General features: G+C 71.4%; 16 protein-coding genes and 1 tRNA gene. 6 read left to right on the forward strand and 11 right to left on the reverse strand.

From position 1 onward, the window contains the following. The first annotated feature begins 105 nt into the window (after positions 1 to 105). From CSC71_RS03815 to CSC71_RS03825, 3 genes are all read left to right on the forward strand, one after another. Positions 106 to 1,092: a pyridoxal-phosphate dependent enzyme gene (locus CSC71_RS03815; protein WP_162373024.1), complete on the forward strand. Its 987-nt coding sequence runs from the start codon at positions 106 to 108 to the stop codon at positions 1,090 to 1,092. Beyond that, positions 1,077 to 1,694, forward strand: a complete 618-nt coding sequence (locus CSC71_RS03820; RefSeq protein ID WP_162373025.1) for a YdcF family protein — start codon at positions 1,077 to 1,079, stop codon at positions 1,692 to 1,694. Before CSC71_RS03815 ends, CSC71_RS03820 begins: the two co-directional genes overlap by 16 nt. 68 nt (positions 1,695 to 1,762) lie before the next feature. Next, positions 1,763 to 2,191 carry a ketosteroid isomerase-related protein gene (locus CSC71_RS03825; protein ID WP_162373026.1) on the forward strand — a complete coding sequence of 143 codons (429 nt, stop codon included), beginning with the start codon at positions 1,763 to 1,765 and terminating at the stop codon, positions 2,189 to 2,191. Positions 2,192 to 2,253: 62 nt separating this feature from the next. Here CSC71_RS03825 and bioC read toward each other — a convergent pair whose 3' ends face one another. The 4 genes from bioC to bioB all read right to left on the reverse strand — a co-directional run bounded on the left by bioC (position 2,254) and on the right by bioB (position 6,359). Beyond that, complete coding sequence (gene bioC / locus CSC71_RS03830; protein ID WP_162373027.1) at positions 2,254 to 3,183, reverse strand: malonyl-ACP O-methyltransferase BioC; 930 nt, start codon at positions 3,181 to 3,183, stop codon at positions 2,254 to 2,256. Between the two features lie 61 nt (positions 3,184 to 3,244). Continuing rightward, positions 3,245 to 4,015, reverse strand: a complete 771-nt coding sequence (bioH, locus tag CSC71_RS03835; protein ID WP_162373108.1) for a pimeloyl-ACP methyl ester esterase BioH — start codon at positions 4,013 to 4,015, stop codon at positions 3,245 to 3,247. Positions 4,016 to 4,048: 33 nt separating this feature from the next. Then, complete coding sequence (gene bioF / locus CSC71_RS03840) at positions 4,049 to 5,248, reverse strand: 8-amino-7-oxononanoate synthase (RefSeq protein ID WP_162373028.1); 1,200 nt, start codon at positions 5,246 to 5,248, stop codon at positions 4,049 to 4,051. Between the two features lie 94 nt (positions 5,249 to 5,342). Further along, on the reverse strand, positions 5,343 to 6,359 hold the full coding sequence (gene bioB / locus CSC71_RS03845; protein WP_162373029.1) for a biotin synthase BioB: 1,017 nt from the start codon (positions 6,357 to 6,359) through the stop codon (positions 5,343 to 5,345). Positions 6,360 to 6,409: 50 nt separating this feature from the next. Here bioB and CSC71_RS03850 point away from each other — a divergent pair, with 50 nt between their 5' ends. Next, on the forward strand, positions 6,410 to 7,150 hold the full coding sequence (locus tag CSC71_RS03850; protein ID WP_162373030.1) for a ComF family protein: 741 nt from the start codon (positions 6,410 to 6,412) through the stop codon (positions 7,148 to 7,150). Positions 7,151 to 7,200: 50 nt separating this feature from the next. On the opposite strand, the gene CSC71_RS03855 is transcribed toward CSC71_RS03850, so the two are convergent. Next, positions 7,201 to 8,640, reverse strand: coding sequence for a short-chain fatty acid transporter (locus tag CSC71_RS03855; protein ID WP_211367844.1), 1,440 nt, complete (start codon positions 8,638 to 8,640; stop codon positions 7,201 to 7,203). Between the two features lie 31 nt (positions 8,641 to 8,671). After that, positions 8,672 to 9,571 (reverse strand): 4-hydroxybenzoate octaprenyltransferase, encoded by a 900-nt coding sequence (gene ubiA, locus CSC71_RS03860; RefSeq protein ID WP_162373031.1) that lies wholly within the window; start codon positions 9,569 to 9,571, stop codon positions 8,672 to 8,674. A 102-nt stretch (positions 9,572 to 9,673) separates the two neighbouring features. On the opposite strand from ubiA, the gene kdsA reads away from it, so the two are divergent. Further along, a complete protein-coding gene (gene kdsA / locus CSC71_RS03865) occupies positions 9,674 to 10,525 on the forward strand; it encodes a 3-deoxy-8-phosphooctulonate synthase (protein ID WP_162373032.1) in 852 nt (283 codons plus the stop codon). A gap of 46 nt (positions 10,526 to 10,571) precedes the next feature. Then, positions 10,572 to 10,648, forward strand: a tRNA-Arg gene (locus CSC71_RS03870). 126 nt (positions 10,649 to 10,774) lie between these two features. Here CSC71_RS03870 and CSC71_RS03875 read toward each other — a convergent pair. From CSC71_RS03875 to CSC71_RS03895, 5 genes are all read right to left on the reverse strand, one after another. Beyond that, a complete protein-coding gene (locus tag CSC71_RS03875) occupies positions 10,775 to 11,203 on the reverse strand; it encodes a hotdog fold thioesterase (RefSeq protein WP_162373033.1) in 429 nt (142 codons plus the stop codon). Positions 11,204 to 11,273: 70 nt separating this feature from the next. Next, positions 11,274 to 13,217 carry a phospholipase D family protein gene (locus CSC71_RS03880; protein WP_246191950.1) on the reverse strand — a complete coding sequence of 648 codons (1,944 nt, stop codon included), beginning with the start codon at positions 13,215 to 13,217 and terminating at the stop codon, positions 11,274 to 11,276. Then, a complete protein-coding gene (locus CSC71_RS03885) occupies positions 13,214 to 13,816 on the reverse strand; it encodes a YceI family protein (protein WP_246191952.1) in 603 nt (200 codons plus the stop codon). The genes CSC71_RS03880 and CSC71_RS03885 overlap by 4 nt, the downstream gene beginning before the upstream one ends. After that, the gene (locus tag CSC71_RS03890; protein WP_162373034.1) at positions 13,813 to 14,289 is read right to left on the reverse strand and encodes a SixA phosphatase family protein; all 477 of its coding nucleotides are present in this window, start codon (positions 14,287 to 14,289) and stop codon (positions 13,813 to 13,815) included. The genes CSC71_RS03885 and CSC71_RS03890 overlap by 4 nt, the downstream gene beginning before the upstream one ends. Positions 14,290 to 14,324: 35 nt before the next feature. After that, a complete protein-coding gene (locus tag CSC71_RS03895; RefSeq protein WP_162373035.1) occupies positions 14,325 to 14,957 on the reverse strand; it encodes a ParA family protein in 633 nt (210 codons plus the stop codon). Positions 14,958 to 15,019 lie beyond the last annotated feature (62 nt).

Raw genomic sequence — 15,019 nt, forward strand, 5'->3', positions numbered from 1 at the left:
GGGCATTGAATCCGCGCTTAATCCGCCCGGCCGCGACGCGGCGCCCGGCACGCCGTTCAGCCGCCCGCTTCGCGTAACCGCTTCCATGCCGTTACCCTTTTGCGCATGAACCCTTCCGACGAGACGCCGGCGGCATCGCCTTCCCTGCCCGCATTCGAGGACGTCCTCGCCGCCGCCGCACGCATCGCTCCGCACGCCCGCGCCACCCCGGTCCTGCGTTCGCGCGCGCTGGACGAACTGGCCGGCTGCGAGCTGCATTTCAAGGCCGAGCACCTGCAGCGCGGCGGCGCGTTCAAGTTCCGCGGCGCCTGCAACGCGGTGTGGTCGCTCGACCTCGATCGCGCCCGGTGCGGCGTCGTCACGCATTCGTCCGGCAACCATGGCGCGGCGCTGGCGCTTGCGGCGAAGACCCGCGGCATCGCCTGCCACGTGGTGGTGCCGGAAGGCGCGGTCGAAGCCAAGCTGGAATCGATCCGCCGCTACGGTGCGGTGCTGCACCGCTGCGCGCCGACGATCGCCGCGCGCGAGGCCGTGTGCGCCGAAGTGCAGCGCGAGACCGGCGCGGAACTGGTGCACCCGTACGCCGATCCGCGGGTGATCGCCGGCCAGGGCACCGCGGCGCTGGAATTGCTGCGCGAAACCGGCCCGCTCGACGCGCTGCTGGCGCCGGTCGGCGGCGGCGGCCTGCTCGGCGGCAGCGCGATCGCGACCGCGGCGCTGGCGCCGGGCTGCAAGGTGTTCGGCGCCGAGCCGGAAGGCGCGGCCGATGCCGCGCGCTCGCTGGCCGCCGGCGAGCGCCGCATCGACTTCGTCCCCGACACGGTCTGCGACGGCCTGCGCGGCACGCTGGGCGAGCCGAACTTCGCCCTGCTGCGCCGGCACGCGGTCGAGGTCGTCGTGGTCGACGACGCCGAAACCGTCGCCGCGATGCGCCTGTTCTGGCGGATCGCCAAGCAGACCATCGAACCGTCGTCGGCAACGGTGCTGGCCGCGGTCCTCAAGCAGCGCGAACGCTTCGCCGGCAAGCGCGTCGGCCTGGTGCTGTCGGGCGGCAACGTCGACCTCGACGCACTGCCGTGGAGCGCGGCATGAACGCGCGACGCCGGCGCGGCTGGTGGAGCTGGGCCTGGAAACTGTTGCTGTTGCTGCTGCTGTGGCTGGCCGGCGTCGCCGCATGGATCGTCCACGTCGGCCAGCGCGACGAGGCCGCGCCGGCCGACGTGATCATCGTGCTCGGCGCCGCCGCCTACGACGCACGGCCTTCGCCGGTGTTCGAGGAGCGCATCCGCCATGGCATCGACCTGTACAAGCGCGGCATGGCCGGGCGCCTGATCTTCACCGGCGGCTACGGCGGCGTGGGCGCGCGCTTCTCCGAATCGCAGGTGGCGCGGCGCTACGCGCTGAAGCACGCGGTGCCGGCGGAAGCGATCCTGATCGAGTCGTCGTCGCGCACCACCCGCGAGAACCTGGAGCAGGCGCGCGAACTGATGCGGGTCAACGACCTGCGCCGCGCCATCGTGGTCAGCGATCCGCTGCACATGGCGCGCGCGCTGCGCCTGTCGCGCGAGCTGGGCATCGAGGCGCTCGGCTCGCCGACGCCGACCAGCCGCTTCCGCAGCTTCGCCACGCGCTGGCGCTTCCTGCTGCAGGAGGTCTACTTCTTCCACCGCGACCTGGTGCTGGAATCGCGCTGACCGCGCCGCTTCCGGTGCGCGGCGCGGCGGCGCTATGATGCGCTCCCGCCCCCCCCGCACCGAACGGCATGAAGATCGACGGCACCCGCAAGCAGGACCGCGCCATCGAGCTGGTGCTGGCGTACTACGCCGCGTTCAACCGCGGCGACCGCGACGGCATGCTGGCGCTGCTCGACGACGCCGTGGTCCACGACCTCAACCAGGGCCCGCGCGAGACCGGGCGCGCGGCCTTCGCCGCGTTCCTGGCGCGGATGGACGCCTGCTACCGCGAACAGCTGCGCGACATCGTCGTGCTGGCCTCGCTGGACGGCGACCGCGCCGCCACCGAATACGTGGTGCACGGCGAATACCTGCAAGGCGACGAGGGCCTGCCGCCGGCGACGGGGCAGAAGTACGTGCTGCCGGGCGGCGCGTTCTTCGAGATCCGCAACGAACGCATCGCGCGGGTGACGAACTACTACAACCTGCAGGACTGGATCGCGCAGGTATCGGGCTGAGAAACGAGCGAAGAGGAGTGAGCGAGAGCGGGAAGTACCGCTCACTCCTCACTCCTCTCCGCTCACTCCTCGCTCCTGCCCTTGCGGCGGATCGGGATCGACTTCAGCGGCACCGCGGCGATCTCGTGGCCGCCTTCGCGGATCGGCGCGCCGGCTGGCGGCGCCCAGGCGTGGGCGTAGATCACTTCCCAGGTGCCCGGCAGCTTGCCGTCGGCGTCGCGCAGCGGCTCGTAGGCCGCGGCCGCGGCGGCGAAGCGCGCGCGTCCGGTCAGCGTGTGCCGGCGCGAACTGAGCGCGTTGGTCGCGCCGAGCGCGCGCAGCTCGCGCATCAGCGCGGGCAGGTCGTCGTAGCCGAGGCCGAAGCGGTCGCGGTCGAGCACCGGGTCGCGGAAGCCGGCGTGCACCAGCGCGTCGCCGAACTGCGCGATCGACGCGAACGGGCTGACGTGCGGGCGCTCGTCGGCCGCGGCGAACGCATCGCGCAGTTCCTGCAGCGTCTCCGGGCCGAAGGTCGAGCACAGCAGCATGCCGCCGGGCTTGAGCACGCGGCGGAAGCCGGCGAACACCGCCGGCAGGTCCTCGATCCATTGCAGGCAAAGGTTGCTGTACAGCACGTCGACGCTGGCTTCGGCGAACGGCAAGGCGCGGGCATCGGCGTTGATGCGGGCGAAATCCCGGTTGCGGGCCCGTTGCCACCATCCCGCCTGCCTCCGCGCCTGCCCCAGCATCGGCATCGCCAGGTCGAGCGCGACCACCTGCGCGCGCGGCCAGCGCTGCTTCATCGCCGCCGCCGCATGTGCCGGGCCGCAACCGACGTCGAGCACGACCTGCGGCTCGCGCTTCGCCTCCTCGCCCTGGCGCAGCGCAAGATAGTCCAGCGATTCGAGCAGGCGCCCGCCGACCTCGCGTTGCAACGCGGCGGCCGCGTCGTAACCGGCGGCCGCGCGCGAGAACGCGTGGCGGATGTGGTGTTGGTCGAACAGGGATGCCATGCAATGCCGTCGCAGGAGCGGCGCGAGCCGCGATAAGGGGTCGCGGAAAAGCGTTCGCGGCTCAGGCCGCTCCTGCGAGACCGGAAACGAAAGCGGCGATTTTATCCGCGACCAGCCCGGCGTGCCCGATGAACGGCGCGTGGCCGCCGCCGGCGATGTCGAGATGCTCGGCGTCCGGCGCGAGCATCGCCGCGGCGGCGACCCCGGCCGCCGGCACCAGCCGGTCGCGGCGCCCGGAGATCCACAGGTTCGGGATGGCGAGCGCAGCGGCCTGCTGCCGCAAGTCGCTGCGTTCGAGCAGGCGCAGGCCCTGCTGCAGGACCGACGGCGCCGGCTCGCCGCGCGCGAACAGGGTCTGCTTGAGGCTGCGCAGCTCGGCGCGCGCGTGTTCGGAACCGAGCGTGTCGAGCGCGAGGAAGCGATCCAGCGTGCCGCGGTAGTCGTTCTGCAGATCGTGGCCGAACTGCGCGAACACGCTGCGCTCCACCGCGTGCGGCCAGTCGTCGCCGACCACGAAGCGCGGCGTCGCCGCCAGCATCACCAGGCCGCGCACCTGCGGACAGGTCGCCGCCGCCTTCAACGCGAACAGGCCGCCCAGCGACCAGCCCAGCCAGGCCGCCGGCGGCGTGCGCGCGGCGATTTCGTCGATGCAGGCGTCGAGCACCAGCGGCAGCGGCACGTCGCGGCTGTAGCCGTGGCCGGGCAGGTCGACGAGGTGGAATTCGATGCGGTCGGCGAGCCGCTCGACCAGCGGCGCGAACACGCCGCCATGCAGCGCCCAGCCGTGCAGCAACACCAGCGGCGGGCCCTTGCCCGCGACTTCGATATGCAGGTCCATCGCGTGGATCTTACCGGCGATGCATGCTCAGGCCGCGCCGCGCACCCGCGACACCGCGTCGCGCGAACGCGCCAGCGCATCGACCAGCGCGTCGACCTCGGCCGCGGCGTGCAGCGCCGACAGGGTCACGCGCAGCCGCGCCTTGCCTTCCGGCACGGTCGGCGGGCGGATCGCGGGGACCAGGTAGCCGGCGGTTTCCAGCGCCGACGACATCGCCAGCGCGGTGGCTTCGTCGCCGCACATCACCGGCTGGATCGGCGAATCCGAAGGCAGCAGTTCCAGCCCGCGCTGCCGGGCCTGCACGCGGAAGCGCTCGACCAGGCCCTGCAGCTTTTCGCGACGCCAGTGCTCGCGGCGGGCGTAGCGCGCCGCGGTGGTCGCGGCGGCGGCCACCGCCGGTGGCAGGGCGGTGGTGTAGATGTACGGACGCGCGGTCTCGGCGAGGTGGCGGACCAGCGCTTCGTCGCCGACCACGACCGCGCCGTAGCCGCCCAATGCCTTGCCCAGCGTGACCAGCTGCAGCGGCACTTCCTTCGGCCCGAGCCGCGCCTCGGCGACGCTGCCGCGGCCCTCGGGACCGCGCACGCCGACGCCGTGCGCGTCGTCGACGTACAGCAGCGCCTCGGACATGCGCGCGGCCAGGCTCAGCGCGCGCAGCGGGGCGACGTCGCCGTCCATGCTGAACACGCCGTCGGTGGCCAGCATCGCCGCGCCGCCGGGAGCGAGCTTCAGCTGCCGCACCGCGCCTTCCGGATCGGCGTGCGGATAGCGGCGCAGGCGGCAGCCGGCCAGGCGCGAAGCGTCGATCAGGCTGGCGTGGTTGAGCCGGTCCTGCACGCAGACGTCGTCTTCCTCGGTCAGCAATGCCTGCTGCACGGCGAGGTTGGCGAGGAAGCCGCTGCCGAACAGCAGGCCGCGCGGATAGCCGAGCCAGTCGGCGATCTCGCGTTCCAGCACCTCGTGCGCGGTGTGGTGGCCGCTGACCAGGTGCGAGGCGCCGGCGCCGACGCCGTCGCGCGAGGCGGTGTTCTGCAGCGCGTTGACCACGTTGAACTGCTGCGCCAGGCCCAGGTAGTCGTTGCCGCAGAACTCGAGCAGCCAGCGCCCGTCGACCTCGACGCGCACGCCGTCGCGGCGTTCGATGGTGCGGCGCGTGCGCACGCGGTTCTGCGCGGCGCGTTGCTGGCGCTGCTGGCGGATGCGCTCGTGGAAGTCGGGACGGGACATCGCGGGGTTCTTGGTTGCCGGTTCTTGGTGGTTGGAAAGAAAAAGGGAAGCCGTCACCGAAGAACCAGGAACCAATTGCCGGGAACCCGTTCCCTCAGGCCGCCTGCCCGCATGCCGGCACCTCGACGATGTCCGCGTGCACGGTGCCGGCCTCGACTTCCACGGGCATCGGCCGCAAACCGAGCCGCGCGAACAGGGCCATGTCCCGTTCGGTGTCCGGGTTGCCGGTGGTCAGCAGCTTTTCCCCGTAGAAGATCGAGTTGGCGCCGGCGGCGAAGCACAGCGCCTGCAGTTCGTCGCCCATGCCTTCGCGGCCGGCCGACAGCCGGACCATAGACTGCGGCATGACGATGCGCGCAACTGCGACGGTGCGCACAAATTCGAAGGGGTCCAGTTCGGCGGTGCCGTGCAGCGGCGTGCCCGCGACCTGCACCAGCCGGTTGATCGGCACCGAGTCCGGGTGCGCCGGCAGGTTGGCCAGCGCCTGCAGCAGGCCGGCGCGCTGCTCGCGCGTCTCGCCCATGCCGACGATGCCGCCGCAGCAGGTCTTCATGCCCGCGTCGCGCACGTGCGACAGCGTGTCCAGGCGGTCCTGGAACTCGCGGGTGTGGACGATCTCGCCGTAGAAGTCCGGCGCGGTGTCGAGGTTGTGGTTGTAGTAGTCCAGGCCCGCGGCCTTGAGCGCGTGCGCCTGCTCGCCGCTGAGCATGCCGAGCGTCGCGCAGGTCTCGAGGCCGAGCGCCTTCACCGCGCGGATCATCTCGGCGACCTTCGGGATGTCGCGGTCCTTCGGGCTGCGCCACGCCGCGCCCATGCAGAAGCGCGACGCGCCCGCGGCCCGGGCCTGCTTCGCCTTCGCCAGCACCGCCTCGGTGCTCATCAGCTTCTGCGCCTCGACCCCCGTGTGGTAGCGCTGCGCCTGCGGGCAGTAGGCGCAGTCCTCGGGGCAGCCGCCGGTCTTGACCGACAGCAGGGTCGATACCTGCACCTCGGCCGGGTCGAAGTATTGGCGATGCACGCTGGCGGCGCGATGCAGCAGTTCGGTGAACGGCAGCTCGAACAGGGCGAGCAGTTCTTCGCGGCGCCAGTCGTGGCGGATCGTGGCCGACATTCGGAATTCCCTGACAGACAAGACAATGCGGGGCCGGCAGTCTGTTCGGCATGTCCGGCACTGTCAACCTGGATTCCGCTCCGAAAGTCGACAGCCGCCGCGGCGACGGCTGGTGGCGCCGCGCCGGCCGCTGGCTGTTGCCGCCGCGCTGCCTGTTGTGCGGCGAAGCCGGCGCGCACGGCCGCGACCTGTGCGCCGCCTGCGCCACGGTCCTGCCGTGGAACCGCAGCGCCTGCACGCGCTGCGCCCTGCCCCTGCCCGAACCGGGCGTCTGCGGCGAATGCCTGCAGCGGCCGCCGGCGCTGACCGAAACCCGCGCGGCCTTCGTCTACGGCTTCCCGCTGGACCGGCTGGCGCCGCGCTTCAAGTTCCACCGCGACCTCGCCGCCGGCCGCCTGCTGGCCGAACTGATGGCCGACGGCCTCGTCGCCGCGCCGCGCCCCGAAGCGCTGGTGCCGGTGCCGTTGCACCGTCGCCGCCTGCGCCGGCGCGGCTACGACCAGGCGCTGGAACTGGCCAGGCCGCTGGCGCGCACGCTCGGCATCCCGCTCCACGCCGACCTGCTGTCGCGGCAGCGTGCGACCGCGCCGCAATCCGAGCTCGACGCCGCCGCACGGCAACGCAACCTGCGCAACGCCTTCGCCGTTCCGCCGAATCGGGCGATGCCGCAACACGTGGCGCTGGTCGACGACGTGATGACCACCGGCGCGACCCTGCGCGCCGCGGCACGCGCGCTGCTCAAGGCCGGCGTGCTGCGCGTCGACGCGTGGGTCTGCGCACGGGTGCCTTGAGGAAACGCCCGGGCTCGCCTCTCGCCTGAAGGCGCGCTTCGGCTGGAATCTCAGCCGCCTGCCGGCAGTACCGGCGGCACGTAGTCCAGGGTCATGCCGAGCAGCCACAGCAGGCCCAGCACCAGCGGGACATGCACGACCAGCTGGACGAAGGTGAAGCCGACGATGTCGCGCGCCTTCAGTCCCAGCACGCCCAGCAGCGGCAGCATCCAGAACGGGTTGACCAGGTTCGGCAGCGCCTCGGCGGCGTTGTAGACCTGCACCGCCCAGCCCAGGTGCGCGTGCAGTTCGTTCGCCGCCTGCATCACGTACGGCGCCTCGATCAGCCATTTGCCGCCGCCCGACGGCACGAAGAAGCCGAGGATCGCCGAATACGCCCCCATCACCAGGGCGAAGCTGTCGGTATCGGCGACCCGCACGAACACTTCCGACAGCCGGTGCGCCAGCGTCTCGCCGCCATGCCCCGCCGCCTTGGTCAGCAGCGCGGCGATGCCGCCGTACAACGGGAACTGGATCAGCACGCCGGTGGTGCCGGGCACCGCCTTCGCGACCGCGTCGAGGAAGCTGCGCGGGCGCCAGTGCAGCAGCAGGCCGAGCGAGAGGAACAGGAAGTTGTAGGTATTGAGGTTGGCGATCGCGGCCACCACCGGCTTGCCGGCGAATTCGCCGAACAGCCAGCCGAACGCCAGCAGCGACAGCAGCACGGTCAGCAACGGGCTGTATTCGAGCCACTCGCCCGGGCGCGCCCGCGGCGGCAGCGCCGGCGCCTCGGCCTTCGTCGCCGCCTCGCCGAAATCCCGCGCGGTGCGCGCCGCGCGGCCGCCCGGCGCGGTCAGCCACGCGACCAGCAGCGACACCGCGATCAGGATCGCGGTCAGCGCGATCGACTGCCACAGGAAGATGGTCTCGGTGAACGGCAGCACCCCGGTGATCTCGACCAGGCCCGGCGGCATGCTCGCCGGGTTGGCCTGCAACTGTGCCGCCGACGAGCTCAGGCCCATCGCCCACACCGCGCCGAGGCCGAGGTAGGCCGCGGCGCCGGCGGCGCGGTAGTCCATGCGCAGTTCCTCGCGCCGCGCCAGCGCGCGCACCAGCAGGCCGCCGAACACTAGCGAGAAGCCCCAGCTCAGCAGCGAGGCCAGCATGCTGACCAGGCCGACGTAGACCACCGCGCCGCGCCCGCCGTTCGGCACGCGCGCGAGCAGGTCGATGAAGCGCGACACCACCGGCGCGGTCGCCACCGCGTAGCCGCCGATGACGACGAAGGCCATCTGCATGGTGAACGGGATCAGGCTCCAGAAGCCTTCGCCGAACGCCGTCGCGGCCGCCTTCGGGGTGGCGCCGAACGCCAGCGCCGCCAGCGCGACGATGACCACGCCGAGCACGGCGAAGACGTAGGCGTCGGGGAACCATCTCTCGGCCCAGGCCGCGCAGCGCAGCGCCACGCGCGCCAGCACGCCCTCGGTGGCTGCGGTCGATTCGGCGCTCATCTCCACTCTCCCCGTTTTGTCGAATCCGCGATTACTTCCTCAGCGCATAGCCGAGCGCTATCCCCGCGAACACCGCCATCCCCACCCAGTTGTTGTGCAGGAACGCCCTGAAGCAGGCCGCGCGTTCGCGATCCCGCGCAATGGCGAATTCGTACGCGACCAGCAGCGCCGCCGCGCCCAGCCCGATCCAGTAGTACGTGCCGAGGCCGGCGCGATGCCCGACCAGCGCCAGCGTGCCCAGCGTCAGCGCATACAGGATGCCCTGCGCGACCAGGTCCATGTCGCCGAACAGGATCGCGGTCGACTTCGAGCCGGCGCGGATGTCGTCGTCGCGGTCGACCATCGCGTACCAGGTGTCGTAGGCGGTCGCCCACAGGATGTTCGCGCCGTACAGCAGCCACGCCAGCGCCGGCACCGAGCCCTGCACCGCGGCGAACGCCATCGGGATGCCCCAGCCGAAGGCCATGCCCAGGTACACCTGCGGCAAATAGGTGTAGCGCTTCAGGTACGGATAGGTCGCGGCGAGGAACAGGCCGGCGAAGCTCAGCAGCACCGTCAGCCGGTTCATCGTCAGCACCAGCGCGAACGCGACCAGCATCAGCCCCGCGAACAGCCCCAGCGCCTCGCGCCCCGACACCGCGCCGGTGGCCAGCGGCCGGTCCCTGGTGCGCTCGACCTGCGGATCGAGCCAGCGGTCGGCGTAGTCGTTGATCACGCAACCGGCCGAGCGGGTCAGCCACACGCCGGCGCTGAACACGAACAGCGTCCACAGCGGCGGCACGCCCTGCGCCGCGATCCACAGCGCCCACCAGGTCGGCCACAGCAGCAGCAGCACGCCGATCGGCCGGTCGCCGCGCATCAGCTTCCACAACTGCGCGCGCTTGGCCCGCCCCGGCGGGACGGCAGGCGTCTCGAAACGTTCGTATCCCATGCGCGAAGGTTACCAGCCCGTGCCTGTCGCGTGATTGTTGCGGCCGGCGACGGCATCATAGGCAACCCAAGGCCCGGCCCGCCGATCCAACCAGGAACACCCATGTCCGTCACCGTTTCGATCACCGACAGCGTCAAGGTCGCCAACGACGCGCCGTTCGTCCTGTTCGGCGGCCTCAACGTGCTGGAAGACCTGGACTCGACCCTGCGCGCCGCCGAGCACTTCGCCGGGGTGACGGCGAAACTCGGCATCCCGTACGTGTTCAAGGCCTCGTTCGACAAGGCCAACCGCTCGTCGATCAAGTCCTATCGCGGCGTCGGCCTGCACGAAGGCCTGCGCATCTTCGAGGAAGTGAAGCAGCGGCTCGGCGTCCCGGTGATCACCGACGTGCACGAGGTCGAACAGGCCGCGCCGGTCGCCGAAGTGGTCGACGTGCTGCAGATCCCGGCGTTCCTCGCGCGGCAGACCGACCTGGTGGTGGCGATCGCGCGGACCGGGCGCGCGGTCAACATCAAGAAGCCGCAGTTCATGAGCCCGACGCAGATGCAGCACGTCACCGGCAAGATACGCGAGGCCGGCAACGAACGCATCGTCCTGTGCGAACGCGGCAGCCAGTTCGGCTACGACAACCTCGTCGTCGACATGCTCGGCTTCCGCGAGATGATCGAATCCACCGGCGGCCTGCCCGCGATCTTCGACGTGACCCACAGCCTGCAGCGCCGCGAATCCGGCAGCGAGGCCAGCGGCGGCCGCCGCCGCCAGGTCGCGGAGCTGGCCCGCGCCGGCATGGCGCTCGGACTGGCCGGGCTGTTCCTCGAAGCGCATCCCGACCCCGACCACGCCCGCTGCGACGGCCCCAGCGCGTTGCCGCTGGACAGGCTGGAACCGTTCCTGGCGCAGATCAAGGCGATCGACGAACTGGTGAAGGGTTTCGCGCCGCTGGACATCCGCTGAGGCGGGCATGCCGTGAATTCGGCTAGAATGCGCGTCCACGTTCCGTGCGCCCGTAGCTCAGCCGGATAGAGTAGTGGCTTCCGAAGCCATTGGTCGGGGGTTCGAATCCCTCCGGGCGCGCCATGTTCCGCACGCGGATCGCCGCGATCCGCGTCTCCGTCCCCGGCGACGTTCCCGGGGGACCGATGGCTCCGCGCGCCGGCGATGCCGCGGCGTTTGCGCCGGCCCGGCGCCGGTCCGGAAGGCTCCTCAACCCGGCCGCAGCGACACCACCGCCAGGGTCAGGCGCGACAGGCACACCGGCTTGCCGGCTTCGTTCTCGATGCGGATTTCCCACACCTGGGTGCTGCGGCCGACGTGCACCGCCTTCGCGGTGCCGGTGACCGTGCCCTCGCGCACCGCGCGCAGGTGGTTGGCGTTGATCTCCAGCCCGACCACCATCGCCTTCGCCGGATCCACGCACAAGCCGCCGGCCATGCTGCCGAGGGTTTCGGCCAGCAGCACCGAAGCGCCGCCATGCAGCAGGCCGTAGGGTTGTCTGGTGCGCGCGTCGACCGGCATCGTCGCGCGCAACCAGTCGGCGCCGGCGTCGGTGACGACGATGCCCAGGTTCTCCACCGCGGTGCCGCGGGCGAGGGCGTTGAGTGCGGCGATGTCGGCGGGTTGCAGGAAGGCCATCCGGAGACTCCATCATTCGAGGAATGCGATACCCGACCCGCGGACGCGCGGGCGCGGGCCCTGCACGCGCCTACAGGATCGGCACCAGTCCCGCGCCGAACGCCATCAGGATGCGCGCGAACAGCGATTTCGGACCGACGCTGACCTCGGGGAAATCGCCGACCGACTTGTAGCAGTGGAGGAATTTCGGGTCGTTGCTCGGCAGCGGTCGCGGGCAGTCGGGGCCGGGCACGAATTCGTAGCTGGTCGCGTAGCGCCACGGCCACAGGTCGAACACCGGCAGCGCCGAGGAGATCTTGTCGAGGCTGTAGTTCAGCCCCGACACCAGCGGCAACCGCTGCCGCGGCGCGATGGTCCACGAGTTCGCCGGCGCGATGTCGCGCTCGATGCTGCCCGCCAGGCGCGCGGCGAAGGCCGCGTCGTCGATGATGACCACGCTCTCGGTGTTGTAGCGGTCCGAGCGCGGGTCGAAGTTGTGCGTGCCGATCACCGCGATGCGGTCGTCGATGACCATCGACTTGGCGTGCAGGCCGATGCGCAGGCCGGCGCGCTTCAGCGGCAGCGGCCGGGTCGACGAGCCGGAACTGAGGAACGACGGGCGCGACTCGGCGCGGCGCAGCGGGCGGTCGACGCGGTTCGCCGCATCGACGCCGCTGCCGGAACCGGAGCCGAGGATCAGGCCGGGGTCCGCGTGCGGGACGTGCTCGTCTTCGATCGCCGCCATCAGCCCGGCATAGTCGATCGGCGCGTCTTCCGGGAACGGTTTGAGTTCGTGGATATGGAAGCCGAGCTCGCGCAGGTACCTGCGCTTGTACTTGTGCGAAACCGCGTAGACGATCGGGTTGTCGGTCGAGGCGAGGCTGTTGGTCGACACCGTCACCCGCGGCGGCGACGCGCGCCGGTGCAGTTCGCCGAACACCTCGCGGGCGCGGTCGGACATGATCAGGTACGGGGTCTGCAGCAGCACCTCGTGCTGCGCGCCGGCGATCAGCGTCTCCAGTTCCGACGCCGACCGCGCTTCCTCGTCGCGATCCCGGCGGCGGTGCTTCTGCGGCAGGTCGGCGATGTAGTCGACCGCGCCCACCGGCAGCGCGGGGGCGACCAGGCGCTCTTCGACGATGCCGGCATCGGCGGCGGCGGCGCGCATTTCCTCGACCCGCTCGGGGTGCAGGAAATCCGCCGCCGGCAGCGCCGGCACGCCGTCGCGCAGCAGCGTGCGGCCGACGTCGTTGAGCCGCTCGGCCGGGATGCTGCGGTCGGCGTTCCAGAACGCCTCGAAGCTGTCGGCCATCGCCAGCGCCACCGGCCCGGCGACCAGCACGTCGCGGTCGCGGAAGTCGAACTCCGCGTCCCAGTCGTAGTAGTCGTCCTGATAGTTGCGCCCGCCGGTGATGCCGACCGCGTCGTCGACCACCAGCAGCTTGGTGTGCATGCGCTGGTTGAAGCGGCGGAAGCAGCAGAGCACGCTGGCGGCGTAGTCGAGGTAATTGAGCTTGACCTTGCCGAAGGTCGGGTTGTAGATGCGCAGCGCGAAGTTTTCGTGGGCGCCGGCCAGCGCGGCCACCAGTTGCGGGTCGCCGATCGCCGACAGCTGGTCGATCAGCACCCGCACCCGTACCCCGCGCCGCGCCGCGGCGAGCAGTTCGTCGAGCACCAGCCGGCCGCTGTCGTCGTGGTCGAAGATGTAGGTCTGCAGGTCGATGGCGCGGCGCGCGCTGCGGATCAGGTTGATCCGCGCCAGCAGCGCGTCGCCGCCCTGGTCCAGGATCAGCGCATAGTGGTGCGGCGCCTGCGGCGTCGATTCGGCGGCGGCGCGCGCGCCGAGGTCGCGCAACGGCGACGGCTCGGCGCAGGCATCGGCGGCGCTGCAGTCGACCACCTGCGAACGCGCCTGCGCGGCGATCGCGGCGGCGTGGTCGCGCTGCGCGTCGGACAGGGTGGCGCAGCCGCTGCCGAGCAGGGCGAACGCGAGCAACCCGAACATGGGCAGCGTGAAACGGAACAATCCGGTCATGGCGCGGTATTTTCGCGCAGCCGCGCGCGCAGCACGAACACCACGCGGTCGTTGACCGCCAGTTGCCAGTTGTCCATGTCGTAGTCGGCGCGGCTGACCGCGCCGGTGGCGACCACGTCGCAGTCCAGCGCCGGGCGCGCGCACGCCGCCGCCTCGACGTCCAGCGACTTCGGCCGCTGGATGCCGCGGATCGCGAGCTTGCCGGCCAGCTTGCCGCCTTGTGCGAGCAGGGCCGGATCGTAGGGTTCGGAGACGAAGCTCACCGTCGGGTATTTCTCCGCGTCGAAGAAGCGCGGCCCGCGCGTCCATTCGGTATAGCGCGGGTGGCCGGCGATCTCGACGTCGGCGGTGAAGAAGCGCAGGCGCACCTGGTGGCGGCCGTCGGGCAGTTCGACTACATGGCCGTCGTAGTGCGGAAAGCGGCCTTCCAGCTTCTGCCCCCAGCGCGTGCGCAACTCGAAGCCGAAGCGCGAATGCGCCGGGTCGAATTCGAGGTTGCCGGCGCCGGCCCTGGCCGCGCCGCACGCCAGCATGGCGCAGGCCAGCGCCAGCCAACCCCGGCGGCGCGCACGCGTCCTGCGCGGAATCGCGCCGGTCACGGCCACCAGAAGGCGGACAGCAGGGCCACCCCCGGTTCGATCGCCGCGTCGGCCGGCAGCGACAGCACCGCGATGCCGCCCGGCGGCATGCCGCGGTAGTCGCCGGACTGTCCGCTGTACATCAGCGCGGCGAGCTGCTCGAAACCGGGGTTGTGCCCGACCATCAGCAGGCGCACGGCGTCGCGGTTGGCGTCGGCGAGGCCGGCCAGCGTGCCGGGCGTGGCTTCGTAGATGTCGTCGGTCATGCGCTGCTCGACGTAGCCGATCTTCTCCAGCACCGCCTCCAGCGTTTCGCGCGTGCGCCGCGACGGCGAGCACAGCACGCGGTCGGGGCGCAGGCCGTTCTCGGCCAGCCAGCGCCCGGCGGCCTCGGCCTCGGCCAGGCCGGTCGGCGACAACGGGCGGTCGGCGTCGGCCTGTCCCGGCCGGGCGGGTTCGGCGTGCGCGTGGCGCAGCAGGATCAGTTGACGCATGGCAGCACCACCCCCTGTTCGATTTGTGTCGCGGCTCAGGCCTTCCTGATCCACTTCAGCAGCGGATCCCAGTCGGCCTGATGGTCGCGCACCTGCGCTGACTTGTAGTCGAACAGGCTGCGCCCGAGCCCGGCCAGCACCACGTAGGCCTGGGTGTCGCGCAACTGCGCCAGCAGCGGATACGGCCAGCCCTGCAGCATTTCCACGGCCTGCTGCGACGCATTGGTCCACGGCTTGCTGCGGTTGATCACCAGCCCGACCGGCAGCTTGCGCTTGTGCACCCGCGGCACCTTGGCCAGCGTGTTCAGGAAGGCCACGGTGGCCTCGATGTCGATGCCGGAGGGAATGACCGGCACGACGATCGCGTCGGCATGTTCGATGAACGTGTCCAGGTCGTCGGCCATCGCACCGGCCGGGGCGTCGATCACGATGCGTTCGGCGTCCTTCGGCACCGCGTCGTGCCAGCCGCGCTTCTTGCTGCCGTCGATCGGCAGCACCGCGCTTTCCAGCTCGGCGCGGCGCTGCGCCCAGTGCATCGAGGAACCCTGCGGGTCCGCATCGACCAGCACCGTGCGCTTGCCGTCCAGCGCGAAATGCGCGGCCAGGTTGGTGGCCAGCGTCGTCTTGCCCGCACCGCCCTTGGAGCTGGCGACCAGAATCGTCTTCATGCGCTCACCTCTTCACCGGGGAAGGCGCAGGGTACACCGGGGTGGGGGGGCGTGGAACCTTG

Origin of the sequence: Pseudoxanthomonas sangjuensis (assembly GCF_010211755.1) — a bacterium.
Classification (GTDB): domain Bacteria; phylum Pseudomonadota; class Gammaproteobacteria; order Xanthomonadales; family Xanthomonadaceae; genus Pseudoxanthomonas_A; species Pseudoxanthomonas_A sangjuensis.

Excerpts from the sequence above, each read along its gene's own strand:
- bioF (WP_162373028.1), bottom strand. The coding sequence starts at position 5,248 with ATGTCCCGTCCCGACTTCCACGAGCGCATCCGCCAGCAGCGCCAGCAA.
- ubiA (WP_162373031.1), bottom strand. The coding sequence starts at position 9,571 with ATGGGATACGAACGTTTCGAGACGCCTGCCGTCCCGCCGGGGCGGGCC.
- CSC71_RS03875 (WP_162373033.1), bottom strand. The coding sequence starts at position 11,203 with ATGGCCTTCCTGCAACCCGCCGACATCGCCGCACTCAACGCCCTCGCC.
- CSC71_RS03855 (WP_211367844.1), bottom strand. The coding sequence starts at position 8,640 with ATGAGCGCCGAATCGACCGCAGCCACCGAGGGCGTGCTGGCGCGCGTG.
- CSC71_RS03895 (WP_162373035.1), bottom strand. The coding sequence starts at position 14,957 with ATGAAGACGATTCTGGTCGCCAGCTCCAAGGGCGGTGCGGGCAAGACG.
- kdsA (WP_162373032.1), top strand. The coding sequence starts at position 9,674 with ATGTCCGTCACCGTTTCGATCACCGACAGCGTCAAGGTCGCCAACGAC.
- bioC (WP_162373027.1), bottom strand. The coding sequence starts at position 3,183 with ATGGCATCCCTGTTCGACCAACACCACATCCGCCACGCGTTCTCGCGC.
- CSC71_RS03880 (WP_246191950.1), bottom strand. The coding sequence starts at position 13,217 with ATGACCGGATTGTTCCGTTTCACGCTGCCCATGTTCGGGTTGCTCGCG.
- CSC71_RS03890 (WP_162373034.1), bottom strand. The coding sequence starts at position 14,289 with ATGCGTCAACTGATCCTGCTGCGCCACGCGCACGCCGAACCCGCCCGG.
- CSC71_RS03825 (WP_162373026.1), top strand. The coding sequence starts at position 1,763 with ATGAAGATCGACGGCACCCGCAAGCAGGACCGCGCCATCGAGCTGGTG.
- CSC71_RS03850 (WP_162373030.1), top strand. The coding sequence starts at position 6,410 with ATGTCCGGCACTGTCAACCTGGATTCCGCTCCGAAAGTCGACAGCCGC.
- CSC71_RS03815 (WP_162373024.1), top strand. The coding sequence starts at position 106 with ATGAACCCTTCCGACGAGACGCCGGCGGCATCGCCTTCCCTGCCCGCA.
- bioB (WP_162373029.1), bottom strand. The coding sequence starts at position 6,359 with ATGTCGGCCACGATCCGCCACGACTGGCGCCGCGAAGAACTGCTCGCC.